The organism is uncultured Roseibium sp. (assembly GCF_947496995.1).
Classification (GTDB): Bacteria; Pseudomonadota; Alphaproteobacteria; order Rhizobiales; family Stappiaceae; genus Roseibium.
Map to the genome: position 1 here is coordinate 209,209 of NZ_CANMFD010000001.1, position 23,448 is coordinate 232,656.

The window sequence follows — 23,448 nt, forward strand, 5'->3', positions numbered from 1 at the left end:
ACCGCAGAGAGGCCGTCCTTCGGGACGGCCTTTTTTCGTGCGACTGGCTGAAAAGCGGGGTTAATCGCCGCTTTTGGGGTCTTTCCTCATCACCAGCCAGATCATGGCGCCGATAAAGGCAAATGTGCCGAGGTTGAGCAGCGTGTCGAGGGCGTCACCGATCAGCATGGGCCGGCTTTCTGTTCGCGTCCTGCAACAGCGCCCGGATGAGACAGGCGAAGAGAAGAACGGTGATGAAGACAAAGGGCAGGGCCCCCAGGGCAATCAGTTTCTTGACCGCCTGCAGCGAGCCGGACAGGATCATCGCCGCCCCCAGAACGCCAAGCAGACCGCCCCAGATCACCCGCACCCTGACGCTTGGATTCGGATCTCCGCCCGTGGAAAACGTGCCGAGCACGAACGCGGCGCTGACCACGCTGGTGACGATGAACAGGAACGCCGCAAGCACCGTCACGAGGGTTGTCAGCGTCGCGAAAGGTAGCCGGTCGAACAGGGCGAACGTCATGCGTTCAACGTTGGTCTGGGTCATGGCCAGCAGCTCTCCGGTCCCGTTGAGGGTCTCATAGAGACCGACGCCGCCGAAGGCGCCGAACCAGATGGTAGAGAAGAGCGTCGGGCCGATCAGGACGCCCAGCACGAACTCCCGGATGGTGCGGCCTTTCGAGATGCGCGCGACGAACACACCGACAAAAGGTCCCCAGGCGATCCACCAGACCATGTAGGTCAGCGTCCAGTCGTGGAACCACGTGTTGGCTTCGGTGCCGTAGAAGGTGAAGGTCTGCAATCCGCGCGGGATCACCACGGATATGTAGGTGCCGATGCCGCCGATGATCGAGTTCATGAGATACTCGGAAGGGCCGAGCACGATCGTATAGCCCACAAGCGCGATCGCGAGCATCATGGCGATGTTTGACAGCCTGGCCATGCCGCTGCCGAGATCCACCAGCAGCGGCGGGATATAGGCTGCGATCATGACGAAGAAAACCACTCCGATCAGAACCGGACCGGCTGCCTCGCTTCCAAAAAGAACGGAAATCCCGTCCGCGACCTGGAAGACCCCCATGGCGACCGATCCGGCCACCCCGATGGCAATGGCGGCAATCGCCATGAAGTCAGAAAACCAGCCGACAATATCTGCCCAGCGTTCGCCCGGAAACAGGTTCCTGACAGGAGCGCTGACGAGCATTGGCGTGCCGCGGCGATAGCTGAAATAGGCAATCGCAAGCGCTGTGGTGCCGTAGATCGCCCAGGCATGGATGCCCCAGTTGAAATTGGCCGCAAGCAGGGCCTGTTCCGCGGCGATCGGCGCCGGGAGCATCTCCCTGGCAAAATGGTAATGGGTCAGTGGTTCCGCGACGGCCCAGAACAGGAGACCGACCCCCATTCCTGCAGCAAACAGCATGGCGATCCAGGTCGGTGTCGAATACTCCGGCCGGTCCGTGTCCGCGCCAAGCCGGATGTCACCGAATTTCGTCAGGGTAAGGCCGAGGCAGAACAGCAGCATGAGCGTGACCGACAGCATCACGAACCAGCCTCGGCTGACGAAATACTGATCGACGATCGTACTCGCAATGGTGAGCAGGCCCGCCGGGTCGATGACGCCCCACAGACCTATCAGGGCACACAGGCTGATGGAGGCCGTCAGCAGGGAACGTGAGGCTTGCATACTGTTTCCCGGGGTTCAGGTTCTGTCGAACCGAGTGTCGCGCCTCGCCTGCCCATAAGCAATCCCTTCATTCCGAACCTGTTTGCCGGGCCCATGTTTGGCCGGTCTCGCGTTTGGTCGGTCTCGCGAGGGCATTGATGCAAGGCTGCAAATCCAGACCGCTCGTCCGGAAGAGGCAGCCTGCCGGAGGTTCCGTTCCCACTGTCACCAAAGATCCGGAGAGTGGGCCTTATTGTTATTACTAACAATATATAATCCAAAGTAGTTGATAGGACAGGGGTGTCAGGTCGGGTTTATTTTACATTTAACGTATTTAACTCTGCAGAAATTATTCTATGGTTCTATCAAATATGGATATTCTGTCCTGAACACAGAATGTGATTGTGGAAGGCGTATTTTGTCTGAAAAAGCAGACATACTTAACTTGACGCATGGGGAAGATGAGCGGGCTCGGGCAGAGCAAAAGCATCCGAAGCCTGCGATCCTGGGCATACCATCCGGCTACATCATCTTCCTGATGTTCTGCGCGGTGATTTTCTCTTTCGGAGCTGTCCTGTTCAAGGTCCTGGTGGCGGAAAGAGAAGCGGCGGCCCGGGAAATCAAATCGGTTTCGCGCGTTTTTGAAACCCACAAGCACAATCTCCTCAGGGAAATGGAGCGCTATGCCGCTTCGAACGCCGCCTACGAGAACGTCGAGACCCATCCTTCGATAGACTGGATCGAATCCCGCTTCGGGGTCGATATGGCGCTGGATTTCAAGCATGCCTACACGGCGGTTCTGGACAAGAACGGTGACGTCACGTTCGCCATTGATTTCCACGGGACAACATATCCGGACGTGTACACCCGCCAGATCAACCAGCAGCTCGAGACCACGTTGTCCGCGATCCGGGACAAATACCGGCAGGCTCTTGTGCGGCCTGGCGGTCAGGTCCGCTTTACAGGTCAGCTGAGCGACATTTCAGGCGTTGACATCGTCGAAATCGACGGCAGACCCAACATTGCCGCCGCCTTTGCGATCGTGCCGGATCCGGGCGGGATCGACATGAGGTTCGCTTCGCCGAACATTCTGCTCACCATCTTTGAGATCGACGCAGTTCATCTCAGCGACCTGCTGGCCAGCCTGTCCCTGGACAACCTGAAATTCGTCACCGAAGTGCCGGAAGACATGATCTCGGTGCCGCTTGCCAACAACGCGGGCACGGTTCTTGGTTACCTTGCCTGGTATCCCATGAGCCGGGCGTCCTCGATTATCGTGTCCTCGATCCCGATCCTGCTGATTTCGCTCGGGATCATACTGACCATCGCGCTGCTCACGATGCGCCAGAATGCGCATGCCCGGCGGAGCCTTGCCAGGCGGGAACAGGAAGCACGGCATACGGCAAATCACGATTCCATGACCGGGTTCGCGTCCAGAAGCTATTTTCATTCACTGGCCACGAAATGGCTCATGGTGCGCGGGGCGTTACGCAATCGCGCCTCGGTGATTTATCTCGATCTCGATAATCTGAAGCAGGTCAACGATATTCACGGTCACGCCGCGGGTGACCAGTTGATTATCGAACAGGCGCGCCGTATCCAGCAGGTGCTGGGTTCGAACGGACTGATCGGCCGGATCGGTGGGGACGAATTCGTCATTCTGACCGAAAGGTGGGGAGCCGCGAGGCCGCAGCAGTCGGAGATCGAAGAACTGTTCCGGGTCCTGAGTTTGCCGGTCGCCTTTGAAGACAGGCAGATCGAGACCTCATGCAGCGCAGGCATCGCACGGTTTCCGGAACATGGACGCAAGTTGCCCGAACTGATCCGCGCGGCGGACATCGCTCTCCATCGCTGCAAGCAGGAACAGAAGAATTCCTTCCGGTATTACGATGACCGCATGGACGAACAGTTGCGCGAGCAGCGCGAGCTGCGGATCGATCTTGTTTCCGCAATTCGGGAAAACGAGCTTGAGCTTTTCTATCAGCCGATCGTCACGGCCAAGACCGGAGACACTGTCTTTTACGAAGCCCTGATCAGGTGGCGTCATCCCAAGCGCGGGCTGATTTCTCCCGCCGTCTTCCTGCCTGTTGCCCGCAACGCGGACATGATGTCGGAAATCGGCGCCTGGGTGCTTGAGCGCGCCCTCGGTGATGCGCGCGGCTGGGACACCGCCGGGGTGTCCATAAATGTCTGCACCAGCCAGATCCGCAAGCACGGCCTTGCCGAACAGGTCGCAGACCTGCTGGTGGAAAACGAATTTTCCGCAGACCGGCTGATACTGGAAATCACCGAAGACCTGCTCATGGAAGAAAGCGCCGAAACGCTTCAAACGATCCAGGCGCTGCGCGATCTCGGGATCGGCCTGGCGATTGACGATTTCGGAACCGGATATTCAAGTCTGAGCTATCTGCACAAATTCCGGTTCGACAAGATGAAGATCGACCGCAGTTTCGTCTCCCGCATCGGTCAGGAAGACGAAGCCGACACGTTGATCCGCTCCATGCTCGGGCTTGCAAGGGCCATGGGCATGCAGACCGTCGGCGAGGGGGTTGAAACCACCGCGCAGAAGCAATTTCTTGTCGATGCCGGCTGCGAATATCTGCAGGGCTATCTGTTCGGAAAGCCCGCGCCCCTGAGTGAACTGGACCTTCCGGACGTCCGCAAAAGCGCCTCTGCCTGAAGAGTGGTGACAGAAAAGCCGCGGACAGATCCCGGTCCGTCTGCGGCTCCTGTTGCGTATAGCCGGTGTTATTCGGCAGCTTCCTTGACGGCCATCGGGTTGTTCGGATGGGTCGTCCAGTTGGCGTAGTCTTTCTCGACCGTCCGCTTGGTGCGCGGGTCGACGCTGCCGGCGGCCATCGGCTCCAGGGTGATGCAGTTCTCCACCGGGCAGACATTGACGCAGAGATTGCAGCCGACGCATTCCTCGTCGATCACCTCGAACTTGCGTGCGCCATCGACCATGCTGGTGATCGCCTGGTGGGACGTGTCCTCACAGGCGATGTGGCAACGGCCGCACTGGATGCACAGATCCTGATCGATCACCGCCTTGGCGACGTAATTGAGGTTGAGATACTGCCAGTCGGTCACATTGGGCACGGCAGAGCCGACGAACTGGTCGACGGATGTGTAGCCCTTCTCGTCCATCCAGTCGCTGAGGCCTTCGATCATGTCTTCGACGACCTTGAAGCCGTAGGTCATGGCCGCGGTGCAGACTTGCACCGTGCCCGAGCCGAGCGCCATGAACTCGGCCGCGTCGCGCCACGTGGTGACGCCGCCGATACCTGAGATCGGCAGGCCATGAGTGGCCGGATCACGTGCGATCTCGGCGACCATGTTGAGCGCGATGGGCTTGACGGCAGGACCGCAATAGCCGCCATGCGCCCCCTTGCCGTCAACCGTGGGCGACGGTGACATCATGTCGAGATCGACAGCCGTGATCGAATTGATGGTGTTGATCAGCGACACCGCGTCCGCGCCGCCGGCAAGGGCGGCCTGTGCAGGCTTGCGCACATCGGTGATGTTCGGGGTCAGTTTGACGATGCAGGGCATGCGCGAGTGCTTTTTCACCCAGCGCGTAACCATCTCGATATATTCGGGAACCTGTCCGACGGCGGAGCCCATGCCGCGCTCGCTCATGCCGTGAGGACAGCCGAAATTGAGCTCGACCCCGTCCGCGCCGGTGTCCTCCACCTTGCGGAGAATGTCGATCCAGCTCTGCTCTTCGCAGGGGACCATCAGCGAGACGATGAGCGCCCGGTCCGGCCAGTCCCGCTTGACCTGTTTGATCTCGCGCAGGTTGACTTCCAGAGGCCGGTCGGTGATCAGCTCGATGTTGTTGAGGCCGATCAACTGCCGGTCCTTGCCGTGGATGGCGCCATAGCGTGGTCCGTTGACATTGACGACGGGCGGGTCCTCGCCCAGTGTTTTCCAGACAACGCCGCCCCAGCCGGCCTTGAAGGCCCTGACGACGTTGTATTCCTTGTCGGTTGGCGGCGCGGAGGCCAGCCAGAACGGGTTCGGCGATTTGATGCCGATAAACTCTGTTCTCAAATCAGCCATGTCGGCTCTCCCTCAAATCCGTGACGCCGGCGCCTCAGGCGCTCAGGGCGGCGTTGATGCTTTCGGCGGCAATCTTTCCGTCCTCGACAGCGGCGACCGTCAGGTCCTCGCCTCCAAGCACGCAATCGCCGCCGGCCCAGACATCGGCAAGGCTCGTCTTGCGGTCCGCGTCGACCACGATACGGCCCTTCTCGAGCGACAGGGCACCGCCCAGATCCGTTTGCACCAGCGTCTGGCCGACCGCCTTGAACACCATGTCCGCAGGCAGGGTGACGGTCTCGCCGGTACCGGCAAGGGAGCCATTGTGCTCCCGGGTCCGCTCCAGCTCAATGGCGGTAACCGTGCCGTTCTGTGCGACAAGCGCCTTCGGCTGCATCCAGGTCATGATCCGCACACCGCTGGTCTGCGCCAGGTGCTGCTCATAATCGGAGGCATTCATCCGGTCCTGGCCGCGCCGATAGGCGATGGTGACATCCTCTGCCCCGAGCAGCTTGGTCTGAACGGCGATGTCGACTGCGGTCATGCCGCCGCCGATCACCACGATGCGGCGACCCACCGGAAGGGTGGAAAGATCGTCCGCCTGGCGCAGGTCGGCGATATAGTCGACCGCATCCAGGGAGCCGCTCTTGTCTTCGCCCTCGATCCCGAGCGCGTTGACGCTGCCAAGGCCGATGCCGAGAAAGACCGCGTCAAAACCTGCCCGCAGTTCGGCCAGATCCAGATTGGTGCCAAGACGCTTCCCGGTTATCAGCTCGATACCGCCGATAGACAGGATGAAATCCGCTTCACGGGCGGCGAAACCGTCAACCGATTTGTAGGAAGCGATGCCGAATTCGTTGAGGCCGCCGGCTTTTTCCCTGGCGTCGTACAACGTCACGTCGTGGCCGTGCACCGCGAGGCGGTGAGCACAGGCAAGACCGGCCGGACCAGCTCCGACCACGGCGACCTTCCGGCCGGTCGGTGCGCCGCGGGTGAAGGGCGTCGTATCGTTCTCGGCCATGTAGTGGTCGGTGGCGTAACGTTGCAGCTGGCCGATCTTCACCGGCTTGCCTTCCGCGATCTCGCGAACACACACTTCTTCGCACAGGGTCTCGGTCGGACAGACACGGGCACACATGCCGCCGAGGATATTCTGCTCGAAGATGGTCTTCGCCGATCCGGTGGGGTTGCCCGTTGAAATCTGGCGGATGAATTGCGGAATGTCGATACTGGTCGGGCAGGCCTGCATGCACGGCGCATCGTAGCAGAAGTAGCAGCGGTCGGCTTCCACCAGGGCTTCATGCGGGTCCAGCAGTGGATGCAGGTCGCTGAAATTCTCTGCGTACGCGTCGTCGGACAAACGCCCGGCGGCAATATCCGGACCGGCTGTGGTCTGGGTCATGGAGATCTCCGGAAGGTTGGCGATCATTTTCGGATGGCTTCCTTCATTTGGCGAGGAAGCTCGAAATCCATTGGAAGAAAATTTGAACAGTTAGTCAAATTTTTTTTGGAATGATTATAAAGTTGAGGAAAAAATTCAGAAATAAAGTTGCTTGAAAAACAGAAAGTTAGTTCCAAAAAAGCGATATGATTAAAATGACGCCATGGTGCAAAATGGTGCCGTGGAGGGCCTGTGCCGCGCTCGAATGGGTTCTGCGGTGTCTTGCGCGGGTTGGACAAAAGGCGTCTGAAGCCGCCGCGCAAAGAAGCTTATTCCGGATACCAGAGCCGGGCTTTTTCAGCGCCGCGATCGATGATCACATGGCCGTTGGCGAACACCCGGTAGGCGTGGCTCCAGTCTCCGTCCGGCCATTTGATGCGCACATTGGCGCGCTCGGCGACGCCAAGGCCAAAATGGACGAAGCCCGATTGGCCGGATGCGTGACCTGCGCCGATCTGGACGTCTTTCACCATCGAGCGCGTTCCTGTCCGGACGCTGATCTTTGCCCCGACCGCACGGCGGTTGGGCTTGCCCGGCTGGCGGATATCGACGGCCAGCCAGTTGCCGAGCGGTTTCGGATGTTCCGCTGTGCCCTGGCCGAGGTTGCGGAACAGGCTGGCAGGAGCGCCCCTGTTGACCACGACAATGTCCAGCAGCCCGTCGGCGTTGAAGTCCGCAAGGCCCGCGCCGCGGCCACGGCGGTCGAGGCCTATTCCGGCCTCGCTGCCGGCTTCTGTAAACCTGCCGTCCCATTGGCCCAGCAGCAGGTTGTCCGGATCGTAGGCGGCAAAATCCGGCATGGCTTCCACATTGCCCTTGGCAATGTAGAGGTCCCACAGGCCGTCATTGTTGACGTCCTGGAATTCGGAGTGCCAGCCGGTGGAAGGCTTCAGGTCCTCGCCTGCATAGGGCCGGTGGGCGGTGACCCTGAGATCGAAGGCAATGTCCTGATAGACAGGGACCGTCTCGTCGGAATCTTCGGCCAGCTTCTGCAGTTTTGTGTCTCCCATGCTGGTCAGCGCGTATTCCGGGAAGCCGTCGACATCGAGGTCGATGGAGGCAATGCCCATGCCCCAGATCTTCAGATGCTGCCAGCCGTCGGCCTTGCGGTAGGGGCGCGGCGGACGGCCCGGAGGCACCGCCCAGAGCTGTTCCTCGCCACCGCGGTAATACTGCCGGTCGTTGGAAATCCGAAGGGCCGGTTCGCCGGAGCGGTTCCAGTCGGTGAACAGCATCGACAGGCTGCAGTAACCGGGCGAAAGACGGGTGGCCTCGGAATAGCTGACATCGCCATCCCCGGTCGTCTCTGGCCGGAACAGAAAATTGTCGTGGCAGGTGCCCCAGGGCGAGCCGGGAGCCGAACGGTCGACATAGTTTCCGAATGCCAGCGTCGGAAATTCCAGGTCCGGTTCGAAGGTCGCGGAAAAGGCGGTCGTCCATTCCCGCCCGCCGTCAAAGGCAAGCGCGCGGTTGGTCACGTCGAAGCGGCAGGAACCCTTGCCCTCAAGAAGAAGGTTTTCGCCAAGCCGCAGCAGGACGAGATCCAGCACGTCGTCATTGTTGAAATCGAGCGGGTAGGCACCGAGAACGTTGGCCGATTGCCTATCGCTCAACCCGGTGTCCACGGGCTCGAATTTCAGCGGTCCCGCCGTCGGGCTGGCATTGCGGAAGAGTTGCGCCGGGTTTTTCCCGCCGGCCAGAAAAAGATCCGGCCGCCGGTCGCCGTCGCAGTCGAAAATGGCGGTGCCACCCCCGACAAAAAATTCCCACGCCCCGTCGTAAATGTGGTTGATCCCCGCCGATTGCGCCTCTTCGGCGAAGACCGGCACTGGAGCGAGTGAGCTCTGCCCGGAGGTGTTGCCGGAAATGTTGTCGGCAAATGCGGGGCAGGCGGAGGCGGTTACCGCCAGCAAGGTCAGGGCAAGGAAACCGGCCTGTCTCATTCGGCAATCTCCAGGCTGCGCAGGAAAGCGATGACCGACTGGCGGTCCTGCTCTTCCAGGTCGGAATAGGCCTTGCGGCTCGCGGTCGCTTCACCGCCATGGGCAAGGATTACTTCGTTGAGGGTCGTCAGGTCTCCCCGGTGTCCGTAGGGGGCGGTGCTTCCGATGCCCCAAAGTTCGGCGGTCATGAAGACGTCCCGGGCGACGAACCTCTGGGCCAGCAATTCGTTGCCGAACGTGTCGTTGGCGGCATCGGCAATCTTGTGGCGTTTCAGATCGCCGAACAGGGGAACCAGGACCCGTCCCTGATCGTCGCGCGGCAGCGCCTTGACCCAGTCCAGCGTGCCAAGGTCGAGGGCGAGAGGACTGACAACATCGCTTTGCCGCAAGGTGCCGGCGGTGTCGTAGGGGCCGGGATCGTGAAAAACCAGGCTCTCCAGCGGAAGCTCCGGAATATGGCACGCGCTGCAGCCGATCTCGCCGAACAGCGTCTCACCCGCCTGCGCGGCGTCCTGCCAGATGTCCGGCAAGTCCTGTTTCCGGGTCGGTGCGGGCAGTGTCGCCTGCCAGGCGACCAGCGCCGAAATATGTCCCGGCGTCAGTTCATCCGTGTGGCCGTCATCGTCAAAATCGTCCGTGCCGGTCCAGGTGCTGCCGAACCTTTCGCGCGCCTGCATGCCGTGATGCGCGTTCATGGCGTTGACGGTGAACTGGCGCAGGGAGGCGAACACGCCTTTCTGGCTGAAGGGGCGCAGGGTCAGGTCGTCATCGATCCCGTCTAACCCGGAAACATCCAGCGTGCCGTCCGGATCGGCGGTCAGGGAACCGAAGGAGATCCCCTTGCTCACCAGTTTGGTCTTCGCGGTCTTGCCGTTCGCGCGCGCCTTTGCCAGCACGTCCTGCCGCTGCCGGCGCAGATCGGCGGTCATTTCCCGGGCGAGCAGTTCGATCAGCCCGGCGCCCTGGATCGCGTTGGTGTTGCGTTCGTTGGAAAATTGAGGGTCGATCGTATCGAAATCGGCGCTTTCGAAGCCTTCGGAAACGAACACATTCGCGGTGAAGGCGCCCGCCCCGCCCACGACCGGCTCGTTGTGGCAGGAGGCGCAGGCATTGGCGTCCATCCCGGCGAGCCGCTGAAAGGGCAAATGGGACCGGCGGCGGGCCTTGGTCGGCACGATGGCGCCGGTCGCGTCCGGCCGCCCGGCGCCGTCCAGTGTGGTGAACCTGGCAGAAAACAACCGCTCCCCAAGTGGCTGAAGAACCGAAATCGGGTCTTCGCCCGAGGCGGCAAGGGCGGTTATGTCCACGTCTTCGCGAATGGCGCGTTCGCTCCACGGCTGGGGATCCGGGTCGGCGAAGACGGGCGCGGGCACGGCAGTCGCCAGGAAGAGTGCCAGCGCAATCGGGGTTCCTGCTGGTCTGAAAGTGTGGATCATGCTGTCGCCTCCGACGTGCCGGGCCGCGCGCTGGGGTTGGCCTTCGGTGTGGCGTTGCCGAGAAAATCCTTGTCGAGACGCTCCATCGACTGCGCAATCAGGCCGCTGCGGATGAAATCTTCGTTCCAGGACATCACGTCGAGGGTGAAATTGTTGCGCAGGTCCGCGACCAGCGCTTCCTCCAGACCTTCCCACATGCCTTTTTTCATGAAGGCGAAAGCCCGCACGGCCGCGCCCGTCAGCACCAGACGCTTCGGGTCGATCATGGCGATCACCCGCGCGATTCCGTATCCTAGGACGCGTCCTGCCTCGTGAAAGGCATTGCGCGCGTCCTCGTCGCCGGAACCGGCAAGCTCGATCAGCCGGCCAAGACCGCTCACGCCCGCCTCGATCGTGCCGGGGTCGGTATCCTCCGGCAGATGCGTGGCCGCCCGCACAAGCGCATAATCGGAAAGATAGGCTTCCAGGCAGCCCTTCTTGCCGCAGCGGCAAAGCGCACCGCCCGGAATGTGGTTGGCGTGGCCGAATTCGGCTGCCGTTCCGCTGGCGCCGGAAAACAGCTGGTTGTTCAGATAGAGCCCCATGCCAACCCCGTAGTCGAGCATGATCACCGCGAAGGTGCCGCTGTAGCGGTTCGGGTCCGACCAGTGCAGCGCTTCGGTGATCATGTTGGTGTCGTTGGAGATGTAACAGTCCGCGTCGAAAGCCGACTGCAGCGGATGGACGATCGGAATCTTCCGTCCCGCGAAAGCCGGGCTCCAGGCGACAAGGCCGGTTTCCGTTTCCACGACCCCCTGCGCCGCGACGCCGATTTCCCGCATCTGCGACGGCTCGACACCGGCTTCGTGCAGGAACTGCCGGATGGCCTCGACGAGCGTCTGAGGAAAGCTGTCCGCGTCGGCCGTGGAGCTGTCGAAATGCACACGCGTCTCCCGCGTGACATCGCCGGCGAAATCCACCAGCGACAGGTCGATGTTGTTGACCGACAGCCGGATGCAGAGCGTGAAGACCGCATCCGGATTGAGCTTCAGCAAGGTGCGCGGCCGTCCGCGCGCCTGGGGTGCTTTCGGCTCTTCGCTCTCCAGGCTGAGGATCAGCCCCTGATCCAGCAGGTCGGAGGTAATCGCCGTCACGGTGGCCGGGCTCAGACGTGTCGTCTGGCCGAGATCGATCCGTGCCGTCGGTCCGTTCCGGCGTAGCGCCTGGAGGATGATACTTCTGTTTTGCCGCCGGATCTGATCCCGGTCCGCCTTGCGTTTCATGTGCGCTCAGCTCTTCCCAAGGTGTTTCCTCTGTCCCGGGTTTCTCCCGGTTTTTCCGCCCTCATTCGGAATTTTTCAATCCCGCGGAGCAGAGTTTTGTAAAACCATGTTGACAGGAGCGGCGCTTTAGAGCAACTTTTTTTCGGACGCCAAAAAAAATAACAACAGGGCTGTCCTATCTGAAAGGTGCCTCGAAAAGGCGCCGGTTTGAAAGATGAATATTCAGGTGCAACCGCTTGATGCAGGTTGCGCCCACTGGAGGAAACATCGCAATGCGTAAAATCACCACTTTGCTGGCGGGCGCTCTGCTGTCCGCAACTGCTCTTCATGTCGCCCATGCGGAAGATCTTGTTGTCGGCGTGAGCTGGTCCAACTTCCAGGAAGAGCGCTGGAAGACCGATGAAGCCGCCATCAAGGGCGCTCTGGAAGCTGCCGGCGCGAAATACATTTCCGCTGACGCACAGAGCTCTTCCGCGAAGCAGCTTTCCGACGTCGAGGCCCTGATCGCTCAGGGCGCCAACGCGCTGATCATTCTGGCACAGGATTCCCAGGCAATCGGCCCGGCTGTTCAGGCTGCTGCCGACGAAGGCATCGCGGTTGTCGGCTATGACCGTCTGATCGACGATCCGCGTGCGTTCTACCTGACCTTCGACAACGTCGAAGTCGGCCGCATGCAGGCTGCCGCGGTTCTGGCTGAGGCGCCGAAGGGCAAATACGTCATGATCAAGGGCTCTCCGACCGACCCGAATGCGGATTTCCTCCGCGGTGGTCAGCAGGAAGTTCTGCAGGCCGCGATCGACGCGGGTGACATCGAGATCGTCGGTGAAGCCTACACCGATGGCTGGCTGCCGGCCAACGCTCAGCGCAACATGGAACAGATCCTGACCGCCACCGACAACAAGGTCGATGCGGTTGTTGCTTCCAACGACGGCACGGCCGGCGGTGTTGTCGCTGCCCTGACCGCTCAGGGCATGGACGGCATTCCGGTGTCCGGCCAGGACGGCGACCATGCTGCCCTGAACCGCGTCGCCAAGGGCACCCAGACCGTTTCCGTATGGAAAGATGCCCGTGAACTCGGCAAGGCTGCCGGCGAAATCGCCGTGTCCCTGGCAGGCGGCTCCAAGATGGCCGACGTCGACGGCGCGGCTGCATGGACCTCCCCTGCCGGTACCGAGCTGACGGCCAAGTTCCTGGCTCCGATGCCGATCACCAAGGACAACCTGACCGCAGTTGTCGACGCTGGCTGGATCTCGAAAGAAGATCTGTGCCAGGGCGTCGAAAACGGCCCGGCTCCTTGTAACTGATAACACCACGCATGACGCAGGGCCCCGGTCTTAACGACCGGGGCCTTTCAGCAGGAATTCCACTGGCGCGGTTGTTGAAGATGCGGTTTCCGTACTTTCCACGATCGCCCCGGCGGTTCCCGGGACGGCCTCCCGATGCGTGAGCTGAAACGGTCTCCAAGCAGGAGTGACCTTGATGTCCGAAACGGCACTGGCCGGGCAGAAAAGCCCGACAGCACGTAGCATTTTTTCCGCGTTGCAACTGGATACCCGCTTTCTGGGAATGATCGGGGCGTTCATTGTCCTGTGTCTGGTTTTCAATGTGTTCACGGACGGCCGGTTCCTGACACCGCGCAACATCTTCAATCTGACGATCCAGACCGTCTCCGTCGCCATCATGGCGACCGGCATGGTGTTCGTCATCGTCACGCGCCATATCGATCTGTCTGTCGGTTCGGTGCTCGCCACCATCGCGGCGGTGATGGCGGTCGTGCAAACGGACATCCTGCCCGCCATTCTGGGTCTCGGGCATCCCGCCATCTGGATCCTGGCGATCCTGGCCGGCATCGTCGTCGGCGTTCTCATCGGGGCGTTTCAGGGCTGGATGATCGGCTACCTCGGCATTCCGGCGTTCATCGTGACGCTGGGCGGCCTGCTGGTCTGGCGAAATGTCGCCTGGTTCATTACGTCCGGTCAGACGATCGGCCCGCTCGACGATACCTTCAACATGATCGGCGGCATCGGCGGCACCATGGGGGAGACAGGTTCCTGGATCTTCGGCATTCTGGCCGTTGTCGCAGCGTTGTGGCTGCAGCTGGCCTCCCGCCGCCGCAAGGCCTCGCACGGTTTTCCGGTAAAGCCGGTCTGGGCCGAGACAACGATGGCCGTGATCACCACCATCGCCATTCTCGGGTTCGTCTGGGTTCTCAACGCCTATGATATTCCCGAAGCGCGGCTGAAGCGCATTTTCGAAGCCAGTGGCGAAACCCTGCCGGAAGGCCTGACCATGGGCTACGGCATTCCCTATTCGGTGGTCCTCCTGATCGTCGTGGCCATCATCATGACAATGGTCGCCCGGCGCACCCGTCTCGGTCGCTACATTTTCGCGACCGGCGGCAATCCGGATGCGGCTGAACTCTCCGGCATCAACACCCGTCTTCTGACGGTCAAGGTCTTCGCCATCATGGGCGGGCTGGCGGCACTGGCTGCTGCTGTCGCCGCGGCCCGGCTCGGATTTTCGACCAACGACATCGGCACGCTCGACGAACTGCGCGTCATCGCTGCCGCGGTCATCGGCGGAACAGCGCTTGCCGGCGGTGTCGGCACGATCTACGGCGCCATCCTCGGCGCGCTGATCATGCAGTCCCTGCAGTCGGGTATGGCGATGGTCGGCGTCGATGCTCCGCTGCAGAACATCGTGGTCGGAACCGTTCTGGTCCTCGCCGTCCTGGTCGATATCATCTACCGCAAGCGCACAGGAGACTGAGCGATGGCAACACCTCTCATAGAAATGAAAGACATGTGCATCGCTTTTGGCGGTGTGCAGGCCGTGGACCACGTCTCCGTCGATCTCTTCCCCGGCGAAGTCGTCGGCCTGCTCGGCCACAACGGCGCCGGCAAATCGACGCTTATCAAGATGTTGTCCGGTGCCTACAAGGCCGACGCCGGCGAGATCCGCATCGACGGCAAGGAAGTCCACATACACTCGCCGCGCGACGCACGGGCGCAGAACATCGAGACCATCTACCAGACGCTGGCGCTGGCGGACAATCTCGACGCAGCGTCCAACCTGTTTCTCGGACGCGAACTGACGTCGCCGCTCGGCTTTGTCGACGACGATGCCATGGAAGCGGAAACCCGCAAGATCATGGGCCGGCTCAATCCGAACTTCAGCAAGTTCCATGCGCCGGTAAAGGCCCTGTCCGGCGGCCAGCGTCAGTCCGTCGCCATCGCGCGCGCGGTCTATTTCAACGCCAGAATCCTGATCATGGACGAGCCGACGGCAGCCCTTGGGGTGCAGGAGACCAAAATGGTCGCTGAGCTGATCCAGGAACTGAAGAAGCAGGGCCTCGGCATTTTCCTGATCAGCCACGACATCCACGATGTCTTCCAACTCTGCGACCGGATAGCCGTGATGAAAAACGGTCAGCTTGTCGGAACGGCGCGCACTTCGGATGTGACCGATGACGATGTGCTCGGCATGATCATCCTGGGAAAATGTCCTCCCGGGGCGGTTCCCGGACCGGGCGCTTTCGTGGAAGATGTTCCGGTCGGCTAAAGACCATCGTGCTCCTGCGGGTGACGGCCCGCGGGAGCTGCCTGTTCGCTCAAGAGCAGGCAGCGGACGACGGTCGGTCAGTGCGAAAGACACCGTGCCGCATCCCTTCGCGGGGATCGGCATTCTTTTTCAACCAAGTTGAGGAACGCACCTCATGTACATCGGTCTCGATATCGGCACGAGTTCGGTCAAAGCCATTCTCCTGAACGAGGACCAGACGCTGATTTCCTCGGCTACGGCCGAGCTGACGGTGCAGCGGCCTCATCCCGGCTGGTCGGAACAGGACCCGGACAGCTGGTGGACGGCGTGCCAGACGGTCCTCGATGCGCTGAAAGCGCAGGCGCCGAAGGAGATGGCGGCTGTTCGCGGCATCGGGCTTTCCGGCCATATGCACGGTGCGACCCTGCTGGATGATGCCGGCCGGCCCCTGCGCCCGTGTATCTTGTGGAACGACGGCCGGTCCGGCAAACAATGCGCCGAACTGCAGGCAGCCGAACCGAAGTTCCTGACGCTCGGCGGCAATCTGGTGATGCCTGGCTTCACCGCACCGAAGTTGCAGTGGGTGCGGGAAAACGAGCCGGACATCTTTGCCCGGACGGCGATGGTCCTGCTGCCGAAAGACTATGTCCGCTTCAGGCTGACCGGTGAATATGCGGGCGACATGTCCGACAGCGCCGGTACGCTCTGGATGGATGTCGCGAAGCGGGACTGGAGCGACGATCTGCTGGCCGCCACGGGGCTGACGCGCAAGCACATGCCGCGCCTCGTGGAAGGTTCTGAAAGCTCCGGCACCTTGAAACCGGACCTGTGTGCCCGCTGGGGAATCAATGGAACGCCCGTCGTTGCCGGGGGCGGCGGAGACAACGCCGCTTCGGCCTGCGGAGTCGGTGCGGTCGATCCCGGATCGGCCTTCGTGTCGCTCGGCACATCCGGTGTCCTGTTTGTCACCAACGACAGGTTCTCCCCGAACGTGGAAGGCGCCGTTCATGCCTTCTGCCATGCCGTACCGGACACATGGCACCAGATGGGCGTCATCCTGTCGGCGACCGACAGCCTGAACTGGCTTGCCAGGACCTTGAAAAAATCGCCTGCCGAACTGACCGGGCTGCTGGACAAGGTCTCCGGCCCGTCTGCGGTTTCCTTCCTGCCGTATCTCGGCGGTGAGCGCACGCCGCATAACGATGTCGACATCCGCGCCGGCTTCATGGGTATCTCGCATGAAACCGACGATGCCGACCTGACCCATGCGGTGCTCGACGGCGTCGCCTTCGCCCTCAAGGATTGTCTCGAAGCCTTGAGCGTTGCGGGGACGAAAATCGACCGGGTGCTTGCCGTTGGCGGAGGGTCGCGGTCGCAACTGTGGCTGGAGATCATTGCCAGCCTTCTCGACGTCACGGTGGATGTGCCGGTGGACGGCGATTTCGGAGCATCGCTCGGAGCGGCCAGGCTCGGTCACGCCGCAGCGCTCGGGACGACGGAAGGGATCTTCACCAGGCCGCAACTCAAGGCCAGCATCGATCCTGTTCCGGCCCTTACTGAAACCTATGCCGAGGCCTATGGCCAATGGCGGAAACTGTATCCGGCGCTCAAACAAGCCGGTTTTTGAGGAGACAAAAAAATGAGCACTGGGTTCTTTGGCGATCTTCAGCCGATTCCTTTCGCCGGCCCCGACAGCCGCGATCCCCTGACCTATCGCCACTACAACAAGGATGAGATCGTTCTCGGCAAGCGCATGGAAGACCATCTGCGCCTCGCCGTTTGTTACTGGCACAGCTTCTGCTGGCCGGGCACCGATCCGTTCGGCGGTGAAACCTTCAACCGCGCCTGGATGGCTGCCGGTGGCGACCCGATGGAACAGGCAAAGCTGAAGGCGGATGTCGCCTTTGAAATGTTCCAGATCCTGGGAATGCCGTTCTTCACCTTCCACGACCGCGACATCGCGCCGGAGGGGAAAACCCTGGCGGAGAGCAACGCCAACGTGAACGCTATTGCCGACATCTTCGAAAAGAAGATGGCCGACACCGGCGTGAAGCTGCTCTGGGGCACGGCCAACATGTTCTCCAACCGCCGGTTCATGGGCGGTGCGGCGACCAATCCGGATCCGGACATCTTCGCCTATGCCGCGGCGCAGGTGAAAAACGCCATGGACGCGACCTTCCGCCTCGGCGGCGAGAACTACGTTCTGTGGGGCGGACGTGAAGGCTACGAGACATTGCTCAACACCAATATCGGCCAGGAACTCGACCAGCTCGGCCGGTTCCTCAACATGGTGGTGGAATACAAGCACAAGATCGGCTTCAAGGGCACGATCCTGATCGAGCCGAAGCCGCAGGAGCCGAGCAAGCACCAGTACGACTACGATGTCGGCACCGTCTTCGGCTTCCTGAAGGCCTATGGCCTCGAGAACGAAGTCAAGATGAACATCGAGCAGGGCCACGCCATTCTCGCCGGTCATTCCTTCGAGCACGAACTGCACATGGCCCGCTCGCTCGGCATTCTCGGCTCCGTCGACATGAACCGCAACGACTATCAGTGCGGCTGGGACACCGACCATTTCGCAATGAACGTACCGGAGCTGGCGCTGGCCTATTACGAGATCCTGATGGGCGGCGGGTTCACGACGGGCGGCACCAATTTCGACGCCAAGCTGCGCCGCCAGTCCATCGATCCGGTCGACCTGATTCAGGGTCACGTCGGTTCGGCGGACGCCATTGCCCAGGGTCTCAAGGCCGCTGCCGCGATCATCGAGGACGGCCGCCTGAAAGGCTTTGTCGATGAGCGTTATGCCGGCTGGTCGCACCCGGAAAACGCGGAAATCCTGAAGGGCGGTTCCTCCCTGGAAGCACTGGCCGACCGCGTTCATGCAAGTGATCTGGAACCGCAGCCGAAATCCGGCAAGCAGGAATATCTGGAAAGCCTGGTGAACCTGTTCGTGTGAACCGCACCTCCGTGCTGTCCCGGCCTTGAGCCGGGACCTGCCACGTGGCCCCGGCTCAAGGTCGGGGCGGCGAGCTGTCAGTGGTTCGTCCGAAGCGGATAGACATTGGGGTGAGGACGCCCTGAAGGGCCGTCCCTAATCGAAAGCTGTTTGCAGCCGGAACATCAAACCCGGTCTGAGAACCGCAGGCCGTCGGGATCGCTCAGGTCATGCAGCCGGTTTGCGGCGCTGCGTGCGAACCTCTGGGTCACCGATTTGCGGGTTGCTGCGGCCAGCTTGTGTTCCGGGGCCTCCCGGAGAATTTCCGCACCGAACCCATCGGCAAGAATGAGCCCTGCCTCCTCCGGGAAAATATCCGCCGGCACATCCGGATGGGTGGCGAAAAAAAGCCGGTCGCAATGCTGTCGGTAGTCCGGCCACTTCGTGTCCGCCCGAAAATCGGCAATCGAGGATTTGACCTCGACAATCCAGAGCTGGTGTTTCGGCCCGAGCGCCAGAAGGTCCGCACGGCGGCCGGAAGCGAGAGTTATTTCCGGCATGCAGGCGAAATCGAGCTGGCGCAGCAGCCGGGCGGTCCCGCGCCAGACCATGAGCGCGGTTTCCGATTGCCGGCCGTCTTTCAAGGGATCGTCCAACTGAAGACGGCCGGGAGGCTGCAGGATCCTGTTCGTCATCGGAATTTTGTTCCACATTTGTTCGTTATTGACAAGGCGCTCAATGCAAAAGTTGACGCGGGCCGGAAATTGCGTGTTCTATCGACGTCGATTGAAATTCCGAAAGATGATCGATCATAAGTCTGGTCGGGCAGAGCAGGAAACAGCACCGGGCAATCCGGGAGGGGTAAATGAGGCTGGAATTTTTGAAACGATGCGTCTTGCTGGCCGTACTGTGTGCTGTGACAGGCGGGCCTGCATATGCACAAAAGGGGGATCTCAAAATCCAGGTCCCCAAATCCGCGCCTCTCCTGCAGGGAAAAACGCTTGATCTGCGGTTCGCCAAATTCGCGCAAGGGATCTGGGTGACGGATCTCGACTATTGCCCGGCGCCGAGCATCGACCGGAGCGTTCCGGGCACAACGCTGGCGATCTACCGCGGTCTGCTGGAAACGCCGGGCCGCATCTGCCAGGTCTATGGTGCTGAACAGAGCGACGGCAAAACCCAGCGCGCGGCAATCAACTGCCTGCTCACGGACGGCGGAGAAGCGATCGAACTGGTGACGGTTCGCCCGCGCGGAACCAGCGTGCTGATGGTGCAGGAGGGCGAACGTCCCCCGGTCCAGTTTCACTTCTGCCAGAAAATCATCCCGATCCTGCGAGCCGCCAGCAACTGAGCATCAAATAATACCGGGCTCTAGATCTCCGGCCCGGACCACATGTCGGAGCGGGCCGGTTTTTTCGGTGTCCGCGATTCCGAAATATGCGTGGTTTCCGGGTCCAGCGTACACAGGGCTTCATATTGGCTGAGGAAGATCCTGCCGGTCAGGTGTTTCAGGAACTCCGTCTTCTTCAGCCGGTCCATCACAGGGCCCTTGATCTCCGAGAGATGGAAGGTCACGCCGGAATCCGACAGGCGGTGATTGATTTCCTCAAGACTTTCCAGCGCGCTGGCGTCGATCTCGTTCACCGCCGTGCACATCAGCACCACATGCTCGATGTTTTCCCGTTCCGCGACAAGCGCGTAGATCCGGTCTTCCAGAAACCTGGAATTGGCGAAGAACAGGCTCTCATCGACGCGAAGCGAGAGCACACGCTCGCCTGTCACCACGGTGTGCCTGTCGATATTGCGGAAATGTTCACTCCCCGGAACGATACCGACGATTGCCATATGCGGGCGGCTGCTACGGTAGAGATAAAGCGCGATGGAAAGCGCGACCCCGGAAACCACGCCCTGCTCAACGCCGAAAAACAGCGTGATCAGGATGGTTGCCGCCATCGCGGCGAAATCGCTTTTCGAATAGAGGAAGGTGCGCTTGACCGCACCCAGATCCACCAGCGACAGCACGGCAACGATAATCGTCGCAGCCAGCGTCGCCTGCGGCAGATGTGTCAGCAGCGGCGTGAGAAACAGCGTGGCCAGGGCGATGCCGACGGCGGTGAAAGCACCGGCCGCCGGAGTGGCCGCACCGGCGTCGAAATTCACGACGGACCGCGCAAAACCGCCGGTGACGGGATAGCCGCCGGAAATGGCCGAGGCGATGTTCGACGCTCCGAGGCCGATCAACTCCTGATCCGGCTCGATCCGCTGGCGCTTCTTCGCAGCCAGTGTCTGGGCGACGGAAACGGACTCCACGAAACCGATCACCGAAATCAGCAAAGCGGGACCGGCCAGCGCCAGCCACAGCTCGCTGTCGAAGGAAGGCAGTTGCGGCATCGGCAGGCCGGAGGGAATGTCACCGACGATCCGTACGCCCTTTGCGCCCAGATCGAAAAACGCTGCGATGAGGGTGGTGACCGCGACGGCCGCGACGGGTCCGGCCTTGGTCAGGATATCCGCAAAAAAGGGTTTGAAACCGAGGCTCAGCAGCAGCTTTTTCAGGCCCTTGCGCACCCAGAACAGGAACACCGTCGCGGAACCGCCGATGGCGAAGGTGATCCAGTTTATCTCCGTCAGATTGCCGCCGATGGACAGCAGGATGTCGTAGAGCGTGTGCCCCTGTGCCGGAACGCCGAGAATATGCTTGAGCTGACTGGACGCGATCAGCAGGCCGGAAGCGGTGATGAACCCGGAAATAACCGGATGGCTGAGAAGACTGGCGAGAAAGCCGAGCCGGAACAGCCCCATTGCGACCAGCATCAGGCCGGACAGGAAGGCAAGCACGATGGCGGCGCCCAGATACTCCGGGGTGCCCTGTTGCGCGAATTCGCCCACGGCGGAGGCTGTCAGCAGCGACACGACCGCCACCGGACCAACGGCCAGCGCGCGGCTGGTTCCGAAAATCGTATAGGCCACGAGCGGCAGGATGGAGGCGTAGAGCCCGACTTCCGGCGGCAATCCGGCAAGCAACGCATAGGCGAGCGATTGCGGGATCAGCATGATGGTGACGATGATCGCGGCGACCAGGTCGCTGGTCGCCGTTTCCTTGTCGTACTGCTTCCCCCACGAGAGAATGGGAAAATAGCGCTGAAGCGATTTCATGTGTTTGAACTTTTTACTGAAAGAGATTTGGACCCGATTGAGCAAAACCTCTGATAGTGGTCATCCCGGCCAAGCCTAGCGTGAGCCGGGATCGGTGAGCCACAGGTTTCTGAAGCGGCGGTATTCTGGCTGATGATCCGGGCTCCACGATCCCGGATCTCCGCTTCGCTGCATCCGGGATGACGATGGTGTGGTTTTTCCTTTGGCTCCAGCCTTGATCGAGGCGGTTGTTCGACGTTCTTTCACGGCATCTGCAGGGGCGGAGCGGTTACGAAGCCGAGATCTTTTCAGGTTTCGCCAGCCATTCCTTGCCGCGCAGCATGGCGCGCCAGTAGATGGGGGGCAGGATGCGTTCCTTGAGGAGCCATGCAGCCCGCGTTGGCTTGGTCCCGTCCACCAGCCAACGCGGGAAGCTCGGCAACAGCGTTCCGCCATAGCCGAATTCAGCAAGGACGATCTTGCCGCGCTCGACGGTGAGCGGGCAGGATCCGTAGCCGTCATACTGTGCCGTCGCGCTCTTGCCGCGGATGTCGGCAACCACGTTTTCAGCAACAACAGGCGCCTGCTTGCGCGCGGCGGCGGCGGTCTTTGCATTGGGGGCGTTCATCACGTCGCCCAGCGACCAGATGTTGTCATAGGTCTTGTGGCGCAGCGTCGACTGGTCCACATCGACCCAGCCGCCTGCGTCGGCAAGCGGCGAGACGCGGATGAAGTCGGGGGCGGTCTGGGGCGGCGTGACATGGATCATGTCGAAGTCGACCTCCACCTGACGGGCGTCTTTCTCTGGTTCCTTTACTTCGAAGACCGCTTTTTTCGCAGGGCCATCGATGGAAATCAGGTTGTGGAAGAAGTTCAGGTCGATACCGTAGCGCTTCACATAATCCATCAGCGCGGGGACATAGTCCTTCACCCCGAAGAGCACTCCGCCCGCGTTCATGAACTGAATGTCGATATTGCCGAGGCTGCCGGTTCTCGTCCAGTGATCGGCGGAGAGATACATGGCCTTTTGCGGCGCCCCGGCGCATTTGATCGGCATCGGCGGCTGGGTGAAGAGAGCCCGTCCCCCCTTCAACTCCTGAACGAGCTTCCAGGTATAGGGCGCCAGGTCGTAACGGTAGTTGGACGTGACGCCGTTCTTGCCGAGGGTCTCCACGAGCCCCTCCACCCGGTGCCAGTCCAGCTTCAGTCCGGGACACACCACCAGGCGCCCGTATTTGACAACACGGCAGCCGTCCAGAATGACGGCGTTGTCCTTCGGCTCGAAGGCGGCGACAGCCGACTTAAGCCAGTGAACGCCCTTGGGGATCAGCGATCCCATGGTCTTGGCCGTGTCCGCGGCATCGAAGATACCGCCGCCGACCATGGTCCAGCCCGGCTGGTAATAATGCACGTCCGCAGGATCGATGATGGCGATTTCCAGATCGGACTTGCGTGCCAGGAGACTGGAGGCGACCGAAATACCGGCCGCGCCGGCACCGACGATGACCACGTCATACCTGGCGTCTTCGGCTGTTTCCGTTGGTGTGCGCCCGCCGTTGGCGATGCGGCGCACCACACCTGCCATGTCGTAGCCGGCTGCCTTGGTCTGTGACAGAATATCCGCCAGAGGTTGCTTGTTCGCCTGGGAGAGGGACCACAGCGTCGCCGAGCGCGTTCCGGTCCGGCAGTAGGCCAGAACAGGTTTCGGCAGCTTTTCCATGAGTGCGCCGAAGTCCGTTGCGTCTTCGTCCCGCACCTTGCCCGCGACAATTGGCAGATAGCGGATTTCAATGTCGAATTTTTTCGCCGCCGCTTCCATTTCCTCGAAGGTGGGCTGGTCCGCGCCTTCCCCGTCCGGCCGGTTGCAGATGATGGAGCGGAACCCCTGCTGGGCGATCTCCGCCAGGTCTTCCGGGCGGATCTGCGGGGAGACGTATATCTGTGTGTTGATAGGTTTCATGTTCACAGCCGTTTCCTCCCGGCGGGTTCAGTTTCCGGATCGCATGTCGGACTGACCCGCACCCACGTCTTGCTGCGTGGCGCGGGTCAGCCTTCCTCCCGATCCTG

At 61.3% G+C, this 23,448-nt stretch carries 16 protein-coding genes; 7 read left to right on the forward strand and 9 right to left on the reverse strand.

What is annotated here, in order from left to right; genetic code table 11:
- Positions 1-154: 154 nt before the first annotated feature.
- Positions 155-1,666: a BCCT family transporter gene (locus Q1B40_RS01035; protein WP_299808713.1), complete on the reverse strand. Its 1,512-nt coding sequence runs from the start codon at positions 1,664-1,666 to the stop codon at positions 155-157.
- A gap of 424 nt (positions 1,667-2,090) precedes the next feature.
- Between Q1B40_RS01035 and Q1B40_RS01040 the strand changes: the two genes are divergently transcribed.
- Entirely contained in the window at positions 2,091-4,325 is a 2,235-nt protein-coding gene (locus Q1B40_RS01040; RefSeq protein ID WP_299808716.1) for a bifunctional diguanylate cyclase/phosphodiesterase, read from the forward strand.
- Between the two features lie 68 nt (positions 4,326-4,393).
- Here Q1B40_RS01040 and preA read toward each other — a convergent pair whose 3' ends face one another.
- From preA to Q1B40_RS01065, 5 genes are all read right to left on the reverse strand, one after another.
- Positions 4,394-5,707: an NAD-dependent dihydropyrimidine dehydrogenase subunit PreA gene (gene preA, locus Q1B40_RS01045; protein ID WP_299808719.1), complete on the reverse strand. Its 1,314-nt coding sequence runs from the start codon at positions 5,705-5,707 to the stop codon at positions 4,394-4,396.
- 34 nt (positions 5,708-5,741) lie between these two features.
- Entirely contained in the window at positions 5,742-7,088 is a 1,347-nt protein-coding gene (locus tag Q1B40_RS01050; RefSeq protein WP_299808722.1) for an NAD(P)-dependent oxidoreductase, read from the reverse strand.
- A 308-nt stretch (positions 7,089-7,396) separates the two neighbouring features.
- Positions 7,397-9,070: a CRTAC1 family protein gene (locus Q1B40_RS01055; protein WP_299808725.1), complete on the reverse strand. Its 1,674-nt coding sequence runs from the start codon at positions 9,068-9,070 to the stop codon at positions 7,397-7,399.
- The gene (locus Q1B40_RS01060) at positions 9,067-10,506 is read right to left on the reverse strand and encodes a di-heme oxidoredictase family protein (RefSeq protein ID WP_299808728.1); all 1,440 of its coding nucleotides are present in this window, start codon (positions 10,504-10,506) and stop codon (positions 9,067-9,069) included. Before Q1B40_RS01060 ends, Q1B40_RS01055 begins: the two co-directional genes overlap by 4 nt.
- On the reverse strand, positions 10,503-11,768 hold the full coding sequence (locus tag Q1B40_RS01065) for an ROK family transcriptional regulator (RefSeq protein ID WP_299808731.1): 1,266 nt from the start codon (positions 11,766-11,768) through the stop codon (positions 10,503-10,505). The genes Q1B40_RS01060 and Q1B40_RS01065 overlap by 4 nt, the downstream gene beginning before the upstream one ends.
- Positions 11,769-12,040: 272 nt before the next feature.
- Between Q1B40_RS01065 and xylF the strand changes: the two genes are divergently transcribed.
- From xylF to xylA, 5 genes are all read left to right on the forward strand, one after another.
- Positions 12,041-13,072, forward strand: coding sequence for a D-xylose ABC transporter substrate-binding protein (xylF, locus tag Q1B40_RS01070; protein ID WP_299808733.1), 1,032 nt, complete (start codon positions 12,041-12,043; stop codon positions 13,070-13,072).
- A gap of 175 nt (positions 13,073-13,247) precedes the next feature.
- Positions 13,248-14,537 carry a sugar ABC transporter permease gene (locus tag Q1B40_RS01075; protein ID WP_299808736.1) on the forward strand — a complete coding sequence of 430 codons (1,290 nt, stop codon included), beginning with the start codon at positions 13,248-13,250 and terminating at the stop codon, positions 14,535-14,537.
- A gap of 24 nt (positions 14,538-14,561) precedes the next feature.
- On the forward strand, positions 14,562-15,329 hold the full coding sequence (locus Q1B40_RS01080; protein ID WP_367279112.1) for an ATP-binding cassette domain-containing protein: 768 nt from the start codon (positions 14,562-14,564) through the stop codon (positions 15,327-15,329).
- Between the two features lie 154 nt (positions 15,330-15,483).
- Positions 15,484-16,935, forward strand: coding sequence for a xylulokinase (xylB, locus tag Q1B40_RS01085; protein ID WP_299808742.1), 1,452 nt, complete (start codon positions 15,484-15,486; stop codon positions 16,933-16,935).
- 12 nt (positions 16,936-16,947) lie between these two features.
- Positions 16,948-18,267 carry a xylose isomerase gene (xylA, locus tag Q1B40_RS01090; RefSeq protein ID WP_299808745.1) on the forward strand — a complete coding sequence of 440 codons (1,320 nt, stop codon included), beginning with the start codon at positions 16,948-16,950 and terminating at the stop codon, positions 18,265-18,267.
- Positions 18,268-18,431: 164 nt separating this feature from the next.
- Here xylA and Q1B40_RS01095 read toward each other — a convergent pair whose 3' ends face one another.
- Complete coding sequence (locus Q1B40_RS01095; protein ID WP_299808748.1) at positions 18,432-18,941, reverse strand: MmcB family DNA repair protein; 510 nt, start codon at positions 18,939-18,941, stop codon at positions 18,432-18,434.
- A gap of 170 nt (positions 18,942-19,111) precedes the next feature.
- On the opposite strand from Q1B40_RS01095, the gene Q1B40_RS01100 reads away from it, so the two are divergent.
- On the forward strand, positions 19,112-19,597 hold the full coding sequence (locus tag Q1B40_RS01100) for a hypothetical protein (protein ID WP_299808751.1): 486 nt from the start codon (positions 19,112-19,114) through the stop codon (positions 19,595-19,597).
- A 20-nt stretch (positions 19,598-19,617) separates the two neighbouring features.
- Here Q1B40_RS01100 and Q1B40_RS01105 read toward each other — a convergent pair whose 3' ends face one another.
- Entirely contained in the window at positions 19,618-21,402 is a 1,785-nt protein-coding gene (locus Q1B40_RS01105) for a SulP family inorganic anion transporter (RefSeq protein ID WP_299808754.1), read from the reverse strand.
- Positions 21,403-21,670: 268 nt separating this feature from the next.
- Entirely contained in the window at positions 21,671-23,347 is a 1,677-nt protein-coding gene (locus tag Q1B40_RS01110; RefSeq protein WP_299808757.1) for a bifunctional protein tyrosine phosphatase family protein/NAD(P)/FAD-dependent oxidoreductase, read from the reverse strand.
- Positions 23,348-23,448 lie beyond the last annotated feature (101 nt).

What these genes read in the sequence shown, in the direction of transcription:
- Q1B40_RS01035 (WP_299808713.1), bottom strand. Translation starts at nt 1,666, where the DNA reads ATGCAAGCCTCACGTTCCCTGCTGACGGCCTCCATCAGCCTGTGTGCC.
- preA (WP_299808719.1), bottom strand. Translation starts at nt 5,707, where the DNA reads ATGGCTGATTTGAGAACAGAGTTTATCGGCATCAAATCGCCGAACCCG.
- Q1B40_RS01050 (WP_299808722.1), bottom strand. Translation starts at nt 7,088, where the DNA reads ATGACCCAGACCACAGCCGGTCCGGATATTGCCGCCGGGCGTTTGTCC.
- Q1B40_RS01055 (WP_299808725.1), bottom strand. Translation starts at nt 9,070, where the DNA reads ATGAGACAGGCCGGTTTCCTTGCCCTGACCTTGCTGGCGGTAACCGCC.
- Q1B40_RS01060 (WP_299808728.1), bottom strand. Translation starts at nt 10,506, where the DNA reads ATGATCCACACTTTCAGACCAGCAGGAACCCCGATTGCGCTGGCACTC.
- Q1B40_RS01065 (WP_299808731.1), bottom strand. Translation starts at nt 11,768, where the DNA reads ATGAAACGCAAGGCGGACCGGGATCAGATCCGGCGGCAAAACAGAAGT.
- xylF (WP_299808733.1), top strand. Translation starts at nt 12,041, where the DNA reads ATGCGTAAAATCACCACTTTGCTGGCGGGCGCTCTGCTGTCCGCAACT.
- Q1B40_RS01075 (WP_299808736.1), top strand. Translation starts at nt 13,248, where the DNA reads ATGTCCGAAACGGCACTGGCCGGGCAGAAAAGCCCGACAGCACGTAGC.
- Q1B40_RS01080 (WP_367279112.1), top strand. Translation starts at nt 14,562, where the DNA reads ATGAAAGACATGTGCATCGCTTTTGGCGGTGTGCAGGCCGTGGACCAC.
- xylB (WP_299808742.1), top strand. Translation starts at nt 15,484, where the DNA reads ATGTACATCGGTCTCGATATCGGCACGAGTTCGGTCAAAGCCATTCTC.
- xylA (WP_299808745.1), top strand. Translation starts at nt 16,948, where the DNA reads ATGAGCACTGGGTTCTTTGGCGATCTTCAGCCGATTCCTTTCGCCGGC.
- Q1B40_RS01095 (WP_299808748.1), bottom strand. Translation starts at nt 18,941, where the DNA reads ATGACGAACAGGATCCTGCAGCCTCCCGGCCGTCTTCAGTTGGACGAT.
- Q1B40_RS01100 (WP_299808751.1), top strand. Translation starts at nt 19,112, where the DNA reads ATGAGGCTGGAATTTTTGAAACGATGCGTCTTGCTGGCCGTACTGTGT.
- Q1B40_RS01105 (WP_299808754.1), bottom strand. Translation starts at nt 21,402, where the DNA reads ATGAAATCGCTTCAGCGCTATTTTCCCATTCTCTCGTGGGGGAAGCAG.